General features: G+C 71.0%; 13 protein-coding genes and 1 other RNA gene. 8 read left to right on the plus strand and 6 right to left on the minus strand.

Annotated features, from left to right (window positions below; genetic code table 11):
- Positions 1–6 precede the first annotated feature (6 nt).
- The 3 genes from ACZ7L0_RS11590 (at position 7) to ssrA (ending at position 2,275) form a co-directional block, all read left to right on the plus strand.
- The gene (locus ACZ7L0_RS11590) at positions 7–1,185 is read left to right on the plus strand and encodes a S41 family peptidase (RefSeq protein ID WP_471242253.1); all 1,179 of its coding nucleotides are present in this window, start codon (positions 7–9) and stop codon (positions 1,183–1,185) included.
- 56 nt (positions 1,186–1,241) lie between these two features.
- Positions 1,242–1,787, plus strand: coding sequence for an SsrA-binding protein SmpB (smpB, locus tag ACZ7L0_RS11595; RefSeq protein WP_361452803.1), 546 nt, complete (start codon positions 1,242–1,244; stop codon positions 1,785–1,787).
- 102 nt (positions 1,788–1,889) lie between these two features.
- Positions 1,890–2,275, plus strand: a transfer-messenger RNA (tmRNA) gene (gene ssrA / locus ACZ7L0_RS11600).
- 48 nt (positions 2,276–2,323) lie between these two features.
- Here the strand turns inward: ssrA and ACZ7L0_RS11605 are convergent.
- From ACZ7L0_RS11605 to ACZ7L0_RS11630, 6 genes are all read right to left on the minus strand, one after another.
- A complete protein-coding gene (locus ACZ7L0_RS11605; protein ID WP_471242254.1) occupies positions 2,324–3,334 on the minus strand; it encodes a LacI family DNA-binding transcriptional regulator in 1,011 nt (336 codons plus the stop codon).
- 27 nt (positions 3,335–3,361) lie between these two features.
- Positions 3,362–5,611, minus strand: a complete 2,250-nt coding sequence (yicI, locus tag ACZ7L0_RS11610; protein ID WP_471242255.1) for an alpha-xylosidase — start codon at positions 5,609–5,611, stop codon at positions 3,362–3,364.
- Positions 5,612–5,621: 10 nt separating this feature from the next.
- The gene (locus ACZ7L0_RS11615; protein ID WP_471242256.1) at positions 5,622–6,446 is read right to left on the minus strand and encodes a carbohydrate ABC transporter permease; all 825 of its coding nucleotides are present in this window, start codon (positions 6,444–6,446) and stop codon (positions 5,622–5,624) included.
- Positions 6,443–7,411 carry a carbohydrate ABC transporter permease gene (locus ACZ7L0_RS11620; RefSeq protein WP_471242257.1) on the minus strand — a complete coding sequence of 323 codons (969 nt, stop codon included), beginning with the start codon at positions 7,409–7,411 and terminating at the stop codon, positions 6,443–6,445. Before ACZ7L0_RS11620 ends, ACZ7L0_RS11615 begins: the two co-directional genes overlap by 4 nt.
- Positions 7,408–8,700, minus strand: a complete 1,293-nt coding sequence (locus tag ACZ7L0_RS11625; RefSeq protein ID WP_471242258.1) for an ABC transporter substrate-binding protein — start codon at positions 8,698–8,700, stop codon at positions 7,408–7,410. Before ACZ7L0_RS11625 ends, ACZ7L0_RS11620 begins: the two co-directional genes overlap by 4 nt.
- A gap of 131 nt (positions 8,701–8,831) precedes the next feature.
- Positions 8,832–10,064 (minus strand): MFS transporter, encoded by a 1,233-nt coding sequence (locus tag ACZ7L0_RS11630; protein ID WP_471242259.1) that lies wholly within the window; start codon positions 10,062–10,064, stop codon positions 8,832–8,834.
- Positions 10,065–10,147: 83 nt separating this feature from the next.
- Here ACZ7L0_RS11630 and ACZ7L0_RS11635 point away from each other — a divergent pair, with 83 nt between their 5' ends.
- From ACZ7L0_RS11635 to ACZ7L0_RS11655, 5 genes are all read left to right on the plus strand, one after another.
- Positions 10,148–11,131, plus strand: a complete 984-nt coding sequence (locus tag ACZ7L0_RS11635; protein ID WP_471242260.1) for a LysR family transcriptional regulator — start codon at positions 10,148–10,150, stop codon at positions 11,129–11,131.
- A 154-nt stretch (positions 11,132–11,285) separates the two neighbouring features.
- Positions 11,286–12,242 carry a hypothetical protein gene (locus ACZ7L0_RS11640; RefSeq protein ID WP_471242261.1) on the plus strand — a complete coding sequence of 319 codons (957 nt, stop codon included), beginning with the start codon at positions 11,286–11,288 and terminating at the stop codon, positions 12,240–12,242.
- 17 nt (positions 12,243–12,259) lie between these two features.
- Positions 12,260–14,476 carry a polysaccharide deacetylase family protein gene (locus tag ACZ7L0_RS11645; protein ID WP_471242262.1) on the plus strand — a complete coding sequence of 739 codons (2,217 nt, stop codon included), beginning with the start codon at positions 12,260–12,262 and terminating at the stop codon, positions 14,474–14,476.
- Positions 14,473–15,660, plus strand: coding sequence for an acyltransferase family protein (locus tag ACZ7L0_RS11650; protein ID WP_471242263.1), 1,188 nt, complete (start codon positions 14,473–14,475; stop codon positions 15,658–15,660). Before ACZ7L0_RS11645 ends, ACZ7L0_RS11650 begins: the two co-directional genes overlap by 4 nt.
- A gap of 166 nt (positions 15,661–15,826) precedes the next feature.
- Positions 15,827–16,600, plus strand: coding sequence for a hypothetical protein (locus ACZ7L0_RS11655; protein ID WP_471242264.1), 774 nt, complete (start codon positions 15,827–15,829; stop codon positions 16,598–16,600).
- Positions 16,601–16,690 lie beyond the last annotated feature (90 nt).

Below are 16,690 nucleotides of genomic sequence, written 5' to 3' on the forward strand. Positions count from 1 at the left end.
ACCCGCATGTCAGGCCGCGACCTGTTCTGCCAGCCCCGCCGCATCCGCCGCGGGGCCGCCCTGACATTGGTCTTCGCCGGTGTCCTGGTCGCCGGCGCCGCCACCGGGTCCCTCCCGGAGGGTGGTCACCCCGGTGTATCCGGCCACCGGGCCACGCAGGGCGCGGCCGGCACCGCGCCCCGGCACGAGGACGTCGAGAGGGCCGCCGCCGAGGCCGCGGCCGACGGCAAGTCCCCCATGGAGGCGGCCGAGCGGGCCGTCAGCCGCAGCGGGGACCGCTGGGGCGCCGTCTACTCCGAGGGCGAGTACCAGGAGTTCCAGGAGGCCCTCGACGGCGAGTACACCGGCGTCGGACTGTGGGCGCGGCGCGAGCGCGACGGCCGGATCGAGGTGACCAAGGTGCAGTCCGGGTCGCCCGCGTCCGCCGCCGGGATCCGCAAGGGCGACCGGCTGCGCAGCGTCGACGGCGAGAAGGTCGACGGGCGGCCGGTCACCGAGGTGGTCTCGTTACTGCGCGGTGACGCCAAGGACGCCCCCGCGGGCACCACCGTCCGCCTGGGCCTTGAACGCGGCACGCGCGCGTGGAGCGAGACGCTGCGCCGGGCCCGCCTCTCCACCGACTCCGTCACCGTCCGCAAGCTCGCCGACGGCGCCACCGTCATCAAGATCGCCGCCTTCACCAAGGGCGCGGGCGACACCGTCCGCACCGCCGTACGGCAGGCCCCCGCCGACGGGGGGATCATCCTCGACCTGCGCGGCAACTCCGGCGGCCTGGTCACCGAGGCCGTCACCACCGCCTCCGCCTTCCTCGACGGCGGCCTGGTCGCCACCTACGACGTCGACGGCGAGCAGCGCGCCCTGCACGCCGAGTCCGGCGGCGACACCGCCCGACCGCTGGTCACGCTGGTCGACGGCGGCACGATGAGCGCGGCCGAGATGCTCACCGGCGCCCTCCAGGACCGGGGCCGCGCGGTCGTCATCGGGTCCCGCACCTTCGGCAAGGGCTCCGTCCAGATGCCGAGCAAGCTGCCCGACGGCTCCGTCGCCGAGCTGACCGTCGGCCACTACCGCACCCCCGCCGGCCGGGCCGTCGACGGCCGGGGCATCACGCCCGACCTGGAGGCCGGGCAGCAGGCGCTGCAGCGGGCGGAGACGGTCCTCGGGGGACTGGGCGACCCGTCGTAGCGCCGCTTAATGGGCTTTCCCCCCACCCCCTCCATGGTGCGAAAATGGTGGGCACTATGAGCAAGGGAATGTACGTACCGAAGGAGTCCCAGCCCAAGCAGGGCGGAGGGGCCGCGAAGGCGGCCAAGGACGGCAAGCGCAAGATCGTCGCGCAGAACAAGAAGGCACGGCACGACTACGCGATCATCGACACCTACGAGGCCGGGCTCGTGCTCACCGGCACGGAGGTGAAGTCGCTGCGCCAGGGACGCGCCTCGCTGACCGACGGCTTCGTCCAGATCGACGGGAACGAGGCCTGGCTGCACAACGCCCACATCCCCGAGTACAGCCAGGGCACCTGGACCAACCACTCCGTGCGCCGCAAGCGCAAGCTGCTCCTGCACCGCGAGGAGATCGACAAGCTGGAGTCCAAGTCCCAGGAGACGGGTCACACGATCGTGCCCCTCGCCCTGTACTTCAAGGACGGCCGCGCGAAGGCCGAGATCGCCCTCGCCCGAGGCAAGAAGGAGTACGACAAGCGGCAGACCCTGCGCGAGAAGCAGGACCGGCGGGAGTCGGACCGGGCGATCGCGGCGGCGAAGCGCAAGCAGCGGGGGGCCTAGCCGGCCCGGTCGCCGGGAATGAGCTGGCATCGTCGTGCGTTGGTCACGTACGATGGCTGCAGCACCTCACAGCAGGTGTGTAGCGGTTTGAAAAAACAACATGGGGATGATCGGTTTCGACAGCGGCTGTCGAAGCAGGGGAAGCGTGTCGAGGAAGCGGCAATGATCTCGTAAACCACATGTCGCAAAAAATAATCGCCAACACCAAGCGCGATTCCTCCTCGTTCGCCCTCGCTGCCTAATTAGCAGCTAGCGAACTCTCATAGGAGTGTCAGCCCGGGGCTGTTCCCGACCCGGATCCTGGCATCAGCTAGGGGACTAAACCTTGATCCCGGTCACGGGGTGAAGAGGGAAACCAAACAGTGACTGGGCCCGTCGGCGACTTGTTCGCGTGATCGCCGGGGCCGAGAAAATCACAGCGAACTGCACACGGAGAAGCCCTGATTCTGCACCGTTGGACGCGGGTTCGATTCCCGCCATCTCCACTCATCCCATGTGGGCAAAGGCCCCGCCGCCTTCGGGCGACGGGGCCTTCGTCATGCGAGCGCCCGTGGGGCCGTGCTCGCGCGTTCCGTCATCCGGGGTGGGAGCAGTGTCGCCTCGGGGGCGTCCGGGCCGGCGAGCTTGGTCATCAGCAACTCCACGGCCCGCTCTCCGAGTTCGGTGGACGGCAGGGCGACCGAGGTGACGGGGACGCGGAGGGAGGCGGCCAGTTCGTCGGGGCAGATCGCGGTGACGGACAGATCGGTGGGGACCCGTAGCCCGAGCTGCTCGAAGGCGTCGATCAGCGGTTCGAGGATCGCCTCGTTGTGCACGACGACCCCGGTCAGCGCGGGCTGTTCGCGCAGCAGCTGCTCGGCGACCCGGCGGGCGGCGGCGGGCTGGGCCTCGCACGGGTGGACCGAGGAGGCGAGCCGGTTGCGGTCGGCGGCGGCCGTGAAGCCCTGCACGACCCGCTGCGCGAACGCCGTCTCCCGCACGTACACCTCCGGCGGCGACCCGATCAGCGCCACCACCCGGTGCCCGAGCCCCGCGAGCCGCTCCACGCACAGCTCCCCGGCCGCCTTGAAGTCCAGGTCGACGCAGGTCAGCCCCTTGGATTCGAGCGGGAACCCGATGAGCACGGACGGCCGGTCCAGCGACCGCAGCAACGGCAGCCGGGGGTCGTGGAGCTGGATGTCCATCACGATCAGCGCGTCGACCAGCGCCGTGTCCGCGACCCGGCGCAGCCCCTCCTCGCCCTCCTGCTGGGTGAGCAGCAGCACGTCGTGGTCGTAGCGGCGGGCGGTGGTCACCACGGACACCGCGAACTGCATGACGACCGGGACATGGATGCCCGCCCGTAAGGGGACCACCAGCGCCAGCACGTTCGAGCGGCTGCTGGCCAGCGCCCGTGCGCCCGCGTGCGGCCGGTAGCCCAGCTCGCGGATGGCGGCCTCGATGCGCTGCCGGGTCTCCTCCGAGATCGGGCGCTTGCCGCTCAGCGCGTAGGAGACGGTGCTGGGGGAGACCCCGGCGTGCCGCGCCACATCGGTGATCTTGACCATCCGGCCACCTCCATCAGTTCGGCTCCATCAGTTCAGCTCCAGCGTGAGAAAGCCGGTTCCGGCCCGCGCCCGCGCCACCCGGTCCCCGGCCGCCAGCGTCCACGGCGCCGAAGGGTCACTGGACGAGGCCCGCAGCGTGTCCCCCTCCCGTACGACGGTGAAGGTCACCTCACCGACGGGCACCGTCACCTGCGCGCCCCGCCGCAGCCCGTACGCCCGCAGGGTCACCCCGTCGGCGTACGGATAGTCGGGCCGGTCGTCCACCGCGCCCACCGGGATCACCGCCCCCGGCCTGACCAGCAGCGGCACGCTGAGGAACCCGTGCCGCTCGCGCACCCAGCGTGGCCCGGTCACCGTCCGCCCGCTCAGGAAGTGGGTCCAGGTGCCCTCGGGCACGTAGTAGCTCACGTCCCCCTCGTCGTTGAACACCGGCGCCACCAGCAGGTCCGGCCCGAGCATGTACTGCCGCTCCAGATGCGCGCATCCGGGATCGTCCGGGAACTCCAGCACCATCGCCCGCATCATCGGCACGCCCTCGGTGTGGGCGGCGCGGGCGGCCTCGTACAGGTAGGGCATGAGACGGAGCTTCTGCCTGGTGAACAGGCGCAGCACATCGACGGACTCCTCGTCGAAGAGCCAGGGCACGCGGTACGACGAGGAGCCGTGCAGACGGCTGTGCGAGGAGAGCAGTCCGAAGGCCAGCCACCGCTTGAACAGCGCGGGCGTCGGCGTTCCCTCGAAGCCGCCGATGTCATGGCTCCAGTACCCGAACCCGGACAGGCCGAGCGACAGCCCGCCGCGCAGCGACTCGGCCATCGACTCGTACGTCGCCTCGCAGTCGCCGCCCCAGTGCACCGGGAAGCGCTGGCTGCCCGCGGTGGCCGAGCGGGCGAAGACCACCGCCTCGCCCTCGCCCCGGTGCCCCCGCAGCACCTCGAAGACGGTGCGGTTGTAGAGGTAGCTGTAGTAGTTGTGCATCCGCTCCGGGTCCGAGCCGTCCGCCCAGGCCACGTCCACCGGGACGCGCTCCCCGAAGTCGGTCTTGAAGCAGTCGACGCCCTGCGCGAGCAGCGCCCGAAGCTTCGCCGCATACCAGTCCCGGGCGGCCGGGCTGGTGAAGTCGACCAGCGCCATCCCCGGCTGCCACAGGTCCCACTGCCAGACGCTGCCGTCGGGCCGCCGCAGCAGGTGCCCGAGCGCCTTGCCCTCCGCGAACAGCGGGGAGCGCTGCGCGATGTAGGGGTTGATCCACACACAGACGTGCAGGCCCCTGTCCTTCAGCCGGGCCAGCATGCCTTCCGGGTCCGGGAACACCCGGGGGTCCCAGCGGAAGTCGCACCAGTTGAACTCGCGCATCCAGAAGCAGTCGAAGTGGAAGACGGAGAGGGGGAGTTCGCGCTCGCGCATGCCGTCGATGAAGGAGGTCACCGTCTCCTCGTCGTACGACGTGGTGAACGACGTCGACAGCCACAGCCCGAACGACCACGCGGGCGGCAGGGCGGGACGCCCGGTGAGGGCCGTGTACTTGCGCAGGATCTCCTTCGGGGTCGGCCCGTGGATCACGTAGTACGTCAACTGCTGCGCCTCGACGCTGAACTGGACCCGCGACACCGTCTCCGAGCCCACCTCGAAGGACACCTTGCCCGGATGGTCGACGAAGACGCCGTAGCCCGCGTCCGTGAGGTAGAAGGGGACGTTCTTGTAGGCCTGCTCGGTCGCCGTGCCGCCGTCGGCGTTCCAGATGTCGACGACCTGCCCGTTCTTCACCAGCGGTCCGAACCGCTCGCCCAGGCCGTAGACGCTGGTCCCCACCCCCAGCCTCAGCTGCTCCCGCAGATAGTGGCCGCCGGTCGCGTCCCGCATGATGCCCATGCCCTTGGGGCCGCTGGAGGTGAGCACGCGGCCGTGGGCGAGGAAGTCGACGTGCCAGGGGCCGGTGCGGGCCACCCTGACCGACAGCGCGCCGGAGGTGAGGGTGGCGTGCTCGTCGTCGTACTCGGTGTGGGCCGCGACCTCCGTCCCGGTGAGCTCGAACTCGGGCCCGCGCGGCTGATCGCCCTCGAAGTGGGTGAGGGTCACGCCGATGACGTCGGGCATCGGGGTGTGCGCGGTGATCGTCACGACCGGTCCCTTCAGCAGGTCTCCGCGGTGGCGGATGGGCTGGGTCGGCGCGTGGATCTCCAGCGCGCCGTCCGGGGCGGTGACGTCGAGGACCTCGACCGGGTGGGCGGCGGTGACGCCCTCGCGCAGCAGCCAGTAGCCGTCGGTGAACTTCACGCGGGACCCCTCACTTGACCGCGCCCACGGCGATGCCGCGGGTGAGCGTCCGCTGGAAGACGAGGAAGAAGACGATCGCGGGCAGCACGCCCAGCAGGGCCGCCGCGTTGGTCATCGTGGCGTCCATCAGGCGCTGGCCCTGGAGGACGCCGAGCGCCACCGACACGGTCTGGTTGTCGTTGGAGATCAGCATGACCAGCGGGAGCAGGAACTCGTTCCAGGTCCAGATGAAGAAGAAGACCAGCAGCACGCCGATGGTCGGCCGGCTGACCGGCACCACCACCCGCCACAGCACCTGCCACTTGTTCGCGCCGTCGATCCGGGCGGCCTCGATGATCTCGCGCGGGAACTGCCCGAGCACCGAGGAGAGCAGATACGTGCCGAAGGCCGCCTGGATCACCGTGAACACGATGATCACGCTGAGCCGGGTGTCGTACAGGCCGGCCTGCTTGCTCAGGTAGTAGACCGGGTAGACCAGCGCCTCCTGCGGCAGCATGTTGGCCAGCACGAAGAACGCCAGCACCCAGGCCCGGCCCCGGATCCGCCCGATGCCGATCGCGTACGCGTTCAGGATCGACAAGATCGCCGCCAGCACCGCCACCGAGCCGCTGATCAGCACGGAGTTGACGAGCTTCTGGCCGTAGTCGACCCGCTGCCAGAAGTCCTTCAGCCCGTCGAGGTAGACGCTCTTCGGCAGGCTCAGCGGACCGTGCCGGCTGTACTCGGCCGGCGACTTCACCGCGTTGACCGCGACGATCAGGAACGGCACCACCATGAACAGGGCCGCGACACACAGGGCGATCAGCACCGGATACCGGCGCAGTGCGGTGGTCATGCGCGCATCCCTTCCTCGGCGTCCTCCGCGCGGGTCTGGAGCTTCAGCCCGAGCAGGGCCAGGGCCAGGATGATCACGGTCAGCACGGTGGAGATCGCGGCGCCGTAGCCGACCTGGGTCTTCTCGAAGAACGTGGTGAAGGAGAAGTAGGAGGGCACGTCGGTCGCCCCGCCCGGGCCTCCCTTGGTCAGCACGTACACCGCGCCGAACACCTTGAGCGCGGCGATCGTGCACCAGGTCAGCACGACGTAGATCTCCGGCCGGATCTGCGGCAGCGTGATGTGCCAGAAGCGCCGCCACCAGCCGGCGCCGTCCAGCTCGGCCGCCTCGTGCAGCTGGGGGTCGGCGCGTTGCAGTCCCGCCATGAAGACGACCAGCGGGAAGCCGATCTGGACCCAGACCATGACCCCCATGACGCTGTAGAGCGCGAGGTCGGGGTCGCCCAGCCAGTCCTGCTGCCGTCCACCGAGTCCGACCGCCTTCAGCAGCTCGTTGAGGGAGCCGTTGTCGGGGGCGAGGATCCAGCTCCAGACGATGCCGGCGACCGCGATCGGCAGCACCTGCGGGAGGTAGAAGCAGGCGCGCAGGACCGCGGCCCACTTCGACCCGAAGTGCTTGCCGATGTAGTCGAACAGCGCGGCGGCCAGGACCAGACCGATCACCGTCGGTACGGCCGCCATGGCGAGGACCATGAACAGGCTGTGCCGGAAGGACGCCCAGAACTCGGAGTCGTCCAGCAGCTCGCGGTAGTTGGCGAGCCCGGACCACTCCGGGCTGCCGACCCCCTGCCAGTCGGTGAAGCTCACGCCCGTGTTCATCAGGAACGGGACGACGATGACGGCGAGGAACGCGAGGACCCCGGGGAGCAGGAAGAGGGCGTACGAGTCGGGCCTGCGGGGGCGGCGCGGGTCGGCGTGCCGGTGCTTGGCGACGGCCCGCGCACCCCGTTCGACGGTGACCGTCATCGCTTCGGCGCGCCCTTGTCGTACGCCTGCTGCAGGGCGGTGAGGTAGTCGTCCGGTTTCTCACTGCCCGTGATCAGCTTCTGTGTCTCGGAGACGAGGACGTCGTAGAAGCCGGTGACCGGCCAGTCCGGGTAGAAGGCCAGGCCGTCCCTGCCGGAGAGGGTGTTGAAGTTCTCGATCAGGGTCTTGGACTTCGGGTCGGTGACGGCGTTCGCGTCGGCCGCGACCGGGACGCCGCCCTTGTCGCCGAGCAGGTTCTGGATCTTCTTCGACAGGGTGATGTCGATGAAGTCGTAGGCCAGCTCCTTGTTCTTGGCGTTCTTGGGGACCACCCAGAGGTTTCCGCCGGAGCCCAGGGTCAGGTTCGAGCCGGGCCACAGGAAGGTGCCCCAGTCGAACTTCGCCTCCGTCCGGAAACGGCCGTACCACCAGCTGCCGGAGAACAGGATCGGCGCCTTGCCCTGGATGAAGGAGACGCCCGCGTCCTCGGCCTTGGCGCTGGTGGACTTCTTGCCGATGTAGCCCTTCTCCACCCAGTCGGCGAAGGTGTTCGCCGCGTACGTCCAGGCCGCGTCGTGGAAGTCGGTCCTGCCCTTGTACAGCTCGTACTTGTCGACCCAGGAGCGGTCGGCCTTGGAGAGGGCCAGCTGGTAGAGGTACTGCTGGGCGACGTACTCGGCGCCGCCGTTGGCGAGCGGGGTGACGCCCTTGCCGACGAGGGTGTCCATGGCGGCGGTCAGTTCGTCGATCGTCTTCGGCTCGGCGATCCCGTACTTCTCGAACAGGTCCTTGTTGTAGTAGACCATCGTGTACTCGGCGTAGTCGGGCACGCCGTACCACCTGCCGGAGCCCATCACCCCGTCGGTGTCGTACTGGCTGGTCGTGCGCACGCCCGCGCTGAGCTTCGCGTCCCAGCCGCGCTTGGTGGCCTCGGCGGTCAGATCGGTGAGCAGGCCCTGTTTCGACAACTGGCCCGCGGTCGCGTTGCCCTTGTTGTACTCCATGACGTCGGGCGCGTCCGAGGAGTTCAGGACCATGGGCGCGGTCTTCTGGATCTGCTCGAAGCCCTTCTCCTCGAACTTCACCCGCACGCCCGGGTGCTTGGCCTCGAACTCCTTGATGGCCTCGTTCCAGGCCTGACCCATCGCGCTGTTGGGGGCCTCGTAGTGCCAGAGCCGGAGCGTCTTGGCGTCGGAGGAGCCGCTGTCCGAGTCGCCGCAGGAGGCCAGGAGCAGCGATCCGGAGAGGACCACCGCCATGGCCGCCCCACGCCTTCGTGCCGTCAACATCCAGTGCCTCCAGGGGAGTCGAACGGATCTCGGGCTGGATATCCGGGTGTCACGCAGCGTTCATCGAATCGATTCGACGAGTGACGTCGAAGCGCTTCGACGGGGGAAGGTATGTGGGGGCCGTGGGAGCGTCAATGGGTCCGACGGGAATTGCAGCAAGCGGTTCGACGGGCCGAACCGAGGCCCTGCCCGGCCGCGTTGACCGCCAGGGCCGCGACGGCCGCCCCGAGCGGCACCGCGAAGGCGGCCGTGGGGGAGGTGTGCTCCGCCGCCCAGCCGCCGGCCGCCGAGCCGCAGGCTATGCCGGTGAGCAGACCGGTGACGACCAGGCTCATGCCCTCGTTGAGACGGTCCTCGGGAGTACGGTCCTGGACCAGGGTCATCGCGGTCACCATCGTCGGGGCGGTCGCCATGCCCGCCGCCAGCAGGGCCACCGCCAGCGCGGGAAGCGTTCCGGCGGTACGGGCGGCGAGCAGCGGCAGCGACATCAGCGCGGCCATGGCCAGCAGGCACCACGGCAGACGGCTCTCAGCCGGGCCGTCCGGTCGCCGCGCCCCGTACACCAGACCCGCGGCGCACGAGCCCGCCGCCTGCAGCGCGAGCACGACACCGGCCGCCGAGCGGTGGCCCTGGGCATCGGCGTACGCGATCGTGACGACCTCCATCGAGCCGAACACCGCCCCGGTCGCGACGAAGCTCGCCAGCAGCGGCGGAACGCCGGGGGTGCGCAGCGGCGACGCTGCCCTGGTACGGGCCCGGGGCGGCGGCTCGGTCGCCCGCTGCGCGGTGAACAGCAGCATCCCGGCGAGCAGCAGCACCGAGCCGGCGAGCGTGCCCGCCTCCGGGAAGAACGTGCCGGTCAGGAAGGACGCCAGGACCGGGCCGAGCATGAAGCACAGCTCGTCGGCGGCCTGTTCGAAGGAGTTCGCCGTGTGCAGCGCCTTGGGGTCGTCCCGCAGCAGATGGGCCCAGCGGGCCCGGGACATGCCGCCGATGTTGGGGACGGTCGCGGTGGCGGCGTACGCGGCGAACAGGGTCCAGTCCGGGGCGCCGTAGCGCACGCACAGCAGCAGGGCGAGGCCGCCCAGCACGGCGGTGACCGTGGCCGGTACGGCGACCCGGGCCTGCCCGTACCGGTCGACGAGCCGCGCGATCCCGGGCCCGGCCACCGCCGTCGCCGCCAGCCCGGTCGCGGTGACGGCACCGGCCAGCGCGTACGACCCCCGCGCCCCGGCGATCATGACGACCGAGCTCACGCCGAACATGCCCATCGGCAGGCGGGCGATCAGGTTCCCGGCGGTGAAGGCACGGGTGCCGGGGCGGGTGAAGAGACGGCGGTAGGGCGCTATCGGGAGTCGGGGCATGGCTCTACCGTCGCCCGGAGTGGATCAAGGGGTCCAACACCTTCTCGGTACCGATTCACGCACCCCTGTTGTAGGTTCACGCGGTGCCCACTCCCGACCACCTCGACCCCCGCCTCCTGCGCGCCTTCGTCACCGTCGCCGAGGAGCTGCACTTCACCCGCGCCGCGGCCCGTCTGTATGTGGCCCAGCAGGCGCTCAGCCGGGACGTACGGCGGCTGGAGCGGGAGCTGCGCGCCGAGCTGTTCGTCCGCACCACCCGGCAGGTCGCGCTGACCGCCGACGGCGAACGCCTCCTGCCGCACGCCCGCCGCGTCCTCGCCGCTCAGGACGACCTGCTCGCCGCCTTCGGCGAGACCCGCCCCCTCCTGGTCGACCTCAACTCCCCGGGCCTGGTCACCGGTCGCCGCGTGCTGCACCGGGCCCGGGAACTCGCCCCCGACCACGAGCTGATGGCCCGCTACGAGAGCGGGCTCACGGGGGCGGCGGCCGAGCTGCTCGCCGGGCGCCTGGACGCCTCCTTCGGGCGTTTCGCGGGACTGGATCCGGCGCTGCGGGCCGGGCTGCGGCACCAGCTCGTGCGGTACGAGCCGATGGCGCTCGTGCTGCCCGAGGACCACCGGCTGGCCTCGCTCGCCGCGATACCGCTGGACGCGCTGGCGGGCGAGAGCGTGTACGCCGGAGCGGGGAATCCGCGCACGCCGGAGTGGACCGACCTCGCGCATCGCCTCTTCTACGGACGCGGCATCGCGGTCGCGCCACCGGCGCCGCTGGCCGTGGGCGTGGAGGAGTTCGAGCGGCTCATGGCCAAGACCGGCAACCCCGTCCTCGCGGTGGCCGACTTCCCGGCGCTGCCGAGGACGGTCGTGCGCCCGCTCGTCGACCCCGTCCCGCTCTCGCCCGTGTCGCTGGTGTGGCGCAGAGGGCTGGCACATCCCGCGTTCGACGCGGTTCGACGCGCGGCGGCCGAACTGACCGCGGAACAGGGATGGTTGCGACGACCCGAAAGGGGATGGATTCCAGCTGAGGATGAAGTCGACGATGTATCGGTCAATTCCGTTCACCATTGATACTTCGGAAAATCGGAACACCCACGGGCGCTACGTTCGGGAGCGCCGAGCACGGTGAGACAAGAGGGGCGCGCGGACAGGTGGGGGCCTGGTCCGGCGGCAGGGGCTCGGAGTCGTATGCGCACCCGGAAACACTCCCGTGGGGGGAACGTACGTGCGCGTGAAGAAATGGCCGGACAACGCCCGACCGGAGTGGCCCGAGATCGCATCCGCGACCCAGGACCTGCCGGTGACGGGGACGGACACCCAGAATTTCCCGGAAACCGGAAATCTCCTCCGTGACCCCTGGGACGACTCCGCCGAGACCGGTGCCGACGCGACCGGGTCCGAAACGGCCGCGCCACCCGGCAACGACCCGCACGAGGTCACCGTCCAGCTCGACGCCGACCGGATCGCGGAGGCACACCGGCGCCCGGCCGAGGGCGGACGGGCACCGCGCGGCGGCGCCCAGGACGCCTCCGACGGACCGGTCTTCGTCGACGAGTCCGGCCGCCGCAGCCGCACCTTCCGCCGCCTCGGCTCGGCCGTCGGCATCGCCTGCGCGGTCTACGCCGTCGTCATCGTCGCCACACTCCTGTCCGGCAGCTCCGACGCGCCCTGGCTGCCCGTACCCGGCCAGGGCGAGGACAAGCCGGCCTCCAAGGTCGACACCTCCCCCCTGCCCGCCGACTCCGCCCGGCCGTCCGACCGCGCCGGCGCGCCGCCCGGCGTGAACCCGACCATGAGCGACGGCACCACCCCGTCACCGGGCACCGGCACGGACGCCCCCGGCGCCACCCGCGAGACGGCCGAGCATCCGGGCACCTCCGCCGACCCCCGGCCCACGGCGACCAGGACCACCCCCGGTACCGATGCCGGCGGCGGCTCCTCCCCGGACCCCGAGCCCCCGGCCCCGACGCCCTCGACCACCCCGCCCGCCCCGAGCGGCCCCGCCGACGGCTCCGCCGGCCCCTCCCCGACCCCGGCCGCCGGGGACGGCGGCACGGGCACCGGAACGGGGACCGGCACCGACACGGTGGCCGACGGCCCGGCCACACCCGGCCCCGTCGCCCAGGAGCCGGGCCCCACCGCCTCACCGGCCGCCACGCCGTCCTCCCCGACCTCCCTGTGACCGGAGCACCACACCCGATGGCACCCCGCACCCGCCGTCACGGCTCCGGGCCCCGGCCCGCGTCCGGACCCGCGGCCCGCGACGGCTCCCGGCGCCGCCGCCTGCCCCTGCGCCTGCTGCTGCCCCTGCTCGCCCTCGTCGCCCTGAGCGCCATGCTGATGCTGCGCGGCTACGTGCACAGCGAGATCCTCGCCGACCACCGCGTCCGGCCCGAGGCCTCCGCCGACCAGGTGCCGCAGAAGATCCTCGACGGCGGCCCCGTCATCGACACCCGCGGCGGACACCCCACCAGCCTGCGCGTCCCCGACCACCGCCTGGTCCTCACCTTCGACGACGGCCCCGACCCCACCTGGACCCCGCAGGTCCTCGACATGCTGAAGAAGCACCACGCGCACGCGGTCTTCTTCGTCACCGGCACCATGACCTCCCGCTACCCGGACCTGGTCCGGCGCATGGTGGCCGAGGGCCACGAGGTCGGCCTGCACACCTTCAACCACCCCGACCTCTCGTACCAGTCCAAGAAGCGCATCGACTGGGAGCTGTCCCAGAACCAACTGGCGATCACCGGCGCCGCGGGCATCCGTACGTCCCTCTTCCGCCCCCCGTACTCCTCCTTCGCCGACGCCATGGACGACAAGTCCTGGCCGGTGACCGAGTACATCGGCACCCGCGGCTACATCACGGTCGTCAACGACACCGACAGCGAGGACTGGCGCAAGCCCGGCGTCGCCGAGATCATCCGCCGCGCCACCCCGCACCACGGCAAGGGCGCCATCGTCCTCATGCACGACTCCGGCGGCGACCGCCACCAGACCGTGCGGGCCCTGGACCGGTTCCTGCCCCAGCTCCAGAAGCAGGGCTACACCTTCGACAACCTCACCGAGGCCCTGAGCGCCCCCAGCGCCCACACCCCGGTGACCGGCCCCGGCCTGTGGAAGGGCAGGGCGTGGATCTTCCTGGTCCAGGCCTCGGACGACATCACCGGCGTCATGGCGGCCGGCCTCGCGCTGATCGGCTGCCTTGTCATCGGCCGCTTCGTCCTCATGTTCCTGCTGTCCGGCATCCACGCCCGCCGGGTGCGCCGCCGCGACTTCTCCTGGGGGCCGCCGGTCACCGAACCGGCCTCGGTGCTGGTGCCGGCGTACAACGAGGCCAAGTGCATCGAGAACACGGTGCGCTCCCTGGTGGCGAGCGAACACCCCGTCGAGATCCTGGTCGTCGACGATGGCTCGACGGACGGCACGGCCCGCATCGTCGAGGCACTGAACCTGCCCGACGTCCGCGTCGTCCGCCAGGTCAACGCGGGCAAGCCCGCGGCGCTCAACCGGGGCCTGCTCAACGCCCGCCACGACCTGATCGTGATGATGGACGGCGACACCGTCTTCGAGCCCGCCACGGTCCGCGAACTCGTCCAGCCCTTCGGCGACCCGCGCGTCGGCGCCGTCGCCGGCAACGCCAAGGTCGGCAACCGCGACTCCCTGATCGGCGCCTGGCAGCACATCGAGTACGTGATGGGCTTCAACCTCGACCGCCGCATGTACGACATCATGCGCTGCATGCCGACCATCCCCGGCGCCGTCGGCGCCTTCCGCCGCTCCGCCCTGGAACGGGTCGGCGGCATGAGCGACGACACGCTCGCCGAGGACACCGACATCACCATGGCCCTGCACCGGGACGGCTGGCGGGTGGTGTACGCGGAGAAGGCCCGCGCCTGGACCGAGGCCCCGGAGTCCGTCCAGCAACTGTGGTCCCAGCGCTACCGCTGGTCGTACGGCACCATGCAGGCCATCTGGAAACACCGCCGGGCGCTCCTGGATCGCGGCCCGTCGGGCCGCTTCGGCCGGGTCGGCCTGCCCCTCGTCTCCCTGTTCATGGTGGTGGCCCCGCTGCTGGCACCCCTGATCGACGTCTTCCTGCTGTACGGCGTCGTGTTCGGCCCCACCCAGAGGACGATCCTGGCCTGGCTGGGCGTGCTCGCGGTCCAGGCCGTGTGCGCGGCGTACGCCTTCCGTCTGGACCGCGAACGCATGACACACCTGATCTCACTCCCGTTGCAGCAGATCCTCTACCGACAGCTCATGTACGTCGTACTGCTCCAGTCCTGGATCACGGCACTCACCGGCGGCCGACTGCGCTGGCAGAAGCTGCGGCGCACGGGAGTCGTCGAGGCCCCCGGCGGCCCGGTGCCGAGCCGGCGGACGCACGACAGTGGTGATCGGAGGCCCGTGGCATGACCGCTCCAGTGACCGCGGAGGTTTCCGCCGCCCCCAAACCGCCGGTAGGACGGGACCGATACCTGGACCTCCTCCGCTCCGTCGCCCTCGTCCGTGTGGTGGTCTACCACCTCTTCGGCTGGGCGTGGCTGACGGTCCTCTTCCCCTCCATGGGCGTGATGTTCGCGCTGGCCGGCTCCCTGATGGCGCGCTCCCTCGACCGCCCCGCACCGAGCGTCATCCTCGGCCGCGTCCGCCGACTCCTGCCTCCGCTCTGGGTGTTCGGCGCGGTGGTGCTGGCGCTGATGTTCGCGGGCGGCTGGAACCCGGTGAAGGACCCGGACAACGGCGGTACCTGGGGCCTGCTGAAGCTCGTCGGCTACCTGATCCCCATCGGCGCCCCGCCCTTCCCCTGGCACATCGGTTCGGAGTCGGGCCTGCTGGAGGACACCTGGGCGGTACAGGCGGCCGGCCCGCTGTGGTACCTGCGCGCATACCTGTGGTTCGTAGCCGCGTCCCCCTTGCTGCTGTGGGCGTTCCGCCGGGCGCCGTGGCCGACGCTGCTGGCCCCGCTGGGCCTGACGGCAGTCCTCGGCACCGGCCTGGTGACCATCCCCGGCGAAACCGGCAACGCGGTCACCGACTTCGCGGTGTACGGCGGCTGCTGGATCCTGGGCTTCGCCCACCACGAGGGCCTGCTCGCCCGCGTCCCCCGCTACCTCGCCGTCTCCGGTTCCGCCCTCCTGATGGCCTTCGGCCTGTGGTGGGCGTCGGGCCATCTGGGCCCCGACGGCTGGGACCTGAACGACATCCCGCTCGCACAGGCGAGTTGGTCCTTCGGGTTCGTCGTCATCCTGCTCCAGTACTCCCCGTCGTGGCAGCGGCTCCCGGGCCGACTGGCGCGCTGGGACAAGCTGGTCACGCTCTCCAACAACCGCGCGGTCACCATCTACCTGTGGCACAACCTGCTGATCATGGCGACCGTGCCGATCATCGACCAGGCGTACGACCTCCCCTTCATGCAGAGCGACCGCGCGGTGGCGGCGCTCGACACCACGTACATGCTCTGGATGTTCCTCCTCGTCTGGCCCCTGATCGGCCTGACGATCCTCGCCCTCGGCTGGATCGAGGACATCGCGGCCCGACGGGCCCCGAGGTTGTGGCCGAACGGTGCACACCGTGGAGGTTCCCGGCGAAGGCCCTGACACCAGGGCCCCAGTTGACCACCGCCGAACCTGGAACGCGCTTGCGCGGGACGGACGGGGTGGTGAAGGTTGGGGGCATGTGGGGCGGGTGAGTGGGCTGATTCGGCTGATCCAGCCGATGTCCGCGATCCGCCCTCCGCCCCGACCCAAGGAGTGACAACCGCAGATGACGCAGCCTCCCGGCTGGCCGCCGCAGGGCGGTTACGGCACCCCGCAGCAGCCGCAGCCCCAGCAGCCGCCGTACCCGGGACCGTACGCGCCGCAGCCTCCCGCCCAGGCCCCCGGGCAGCCCCCCAACCCGTACGCCACGCAGCCCGCTTACGGCGGCGGACCCTACGGTGGCGGGCCGTACGGCGGGGGCCAGTACGGCGCCTACCCGCCCCCGCCCCCCGAGGGCGGCGGCCGAGGCAAGAAGAAGACGGCCTTCATCGTGGCCGGCGCCCTCGCGGCCGTGGCGCTGGTCGGCGGCGGCGTCTACCTGGCCACGAGCGGCGGCGACAAGGACGACAACAAGCCGCTGTCCCACGTCAGCGTGTCCGCGGAGCCGAGCGAGTCCTCATCACCCACGGACGCCTCGGACCCCACGCAGGACACGGACGACCCGAGCGACGAGGAGACCTCCACGGCGCCCGCGACGGGCTTCCAGGGCCAGTGGCAGGACGACGACAACAAGACCCTCACCATCGGCGACGAGTACACGTCCGGCTCCTACAAGGGCAAATACCCCATCTCCTACATCGACCCCGGCGGCGAGGGCATCCTCACCGGCCTCGGCGCGGACCGCGGCGACGGCACCTTCCGCATGGTCCTCAAGCCCATGAGCACCGCGAGCGCCAAGGAGGAGGACTACCTCACGGCGACCATGACCCGCTCGGGCGACAGCGTCGACATCCAGTGGGACGACGGAGGGAGCGACACGCTGGCGTACGTGGGGGATTGAGGCGCCCGTGTTGCAATGTCACGAGAGGGTGATCACCGCTTCCCGGGACTGCCACCAGTCGCTGACTTGCCCCGCTATACCCGCTTCGTA

The sequence above is a fragment of the Streptomyces sp. NPDC039424 genome (assembly GCF_055639495.1).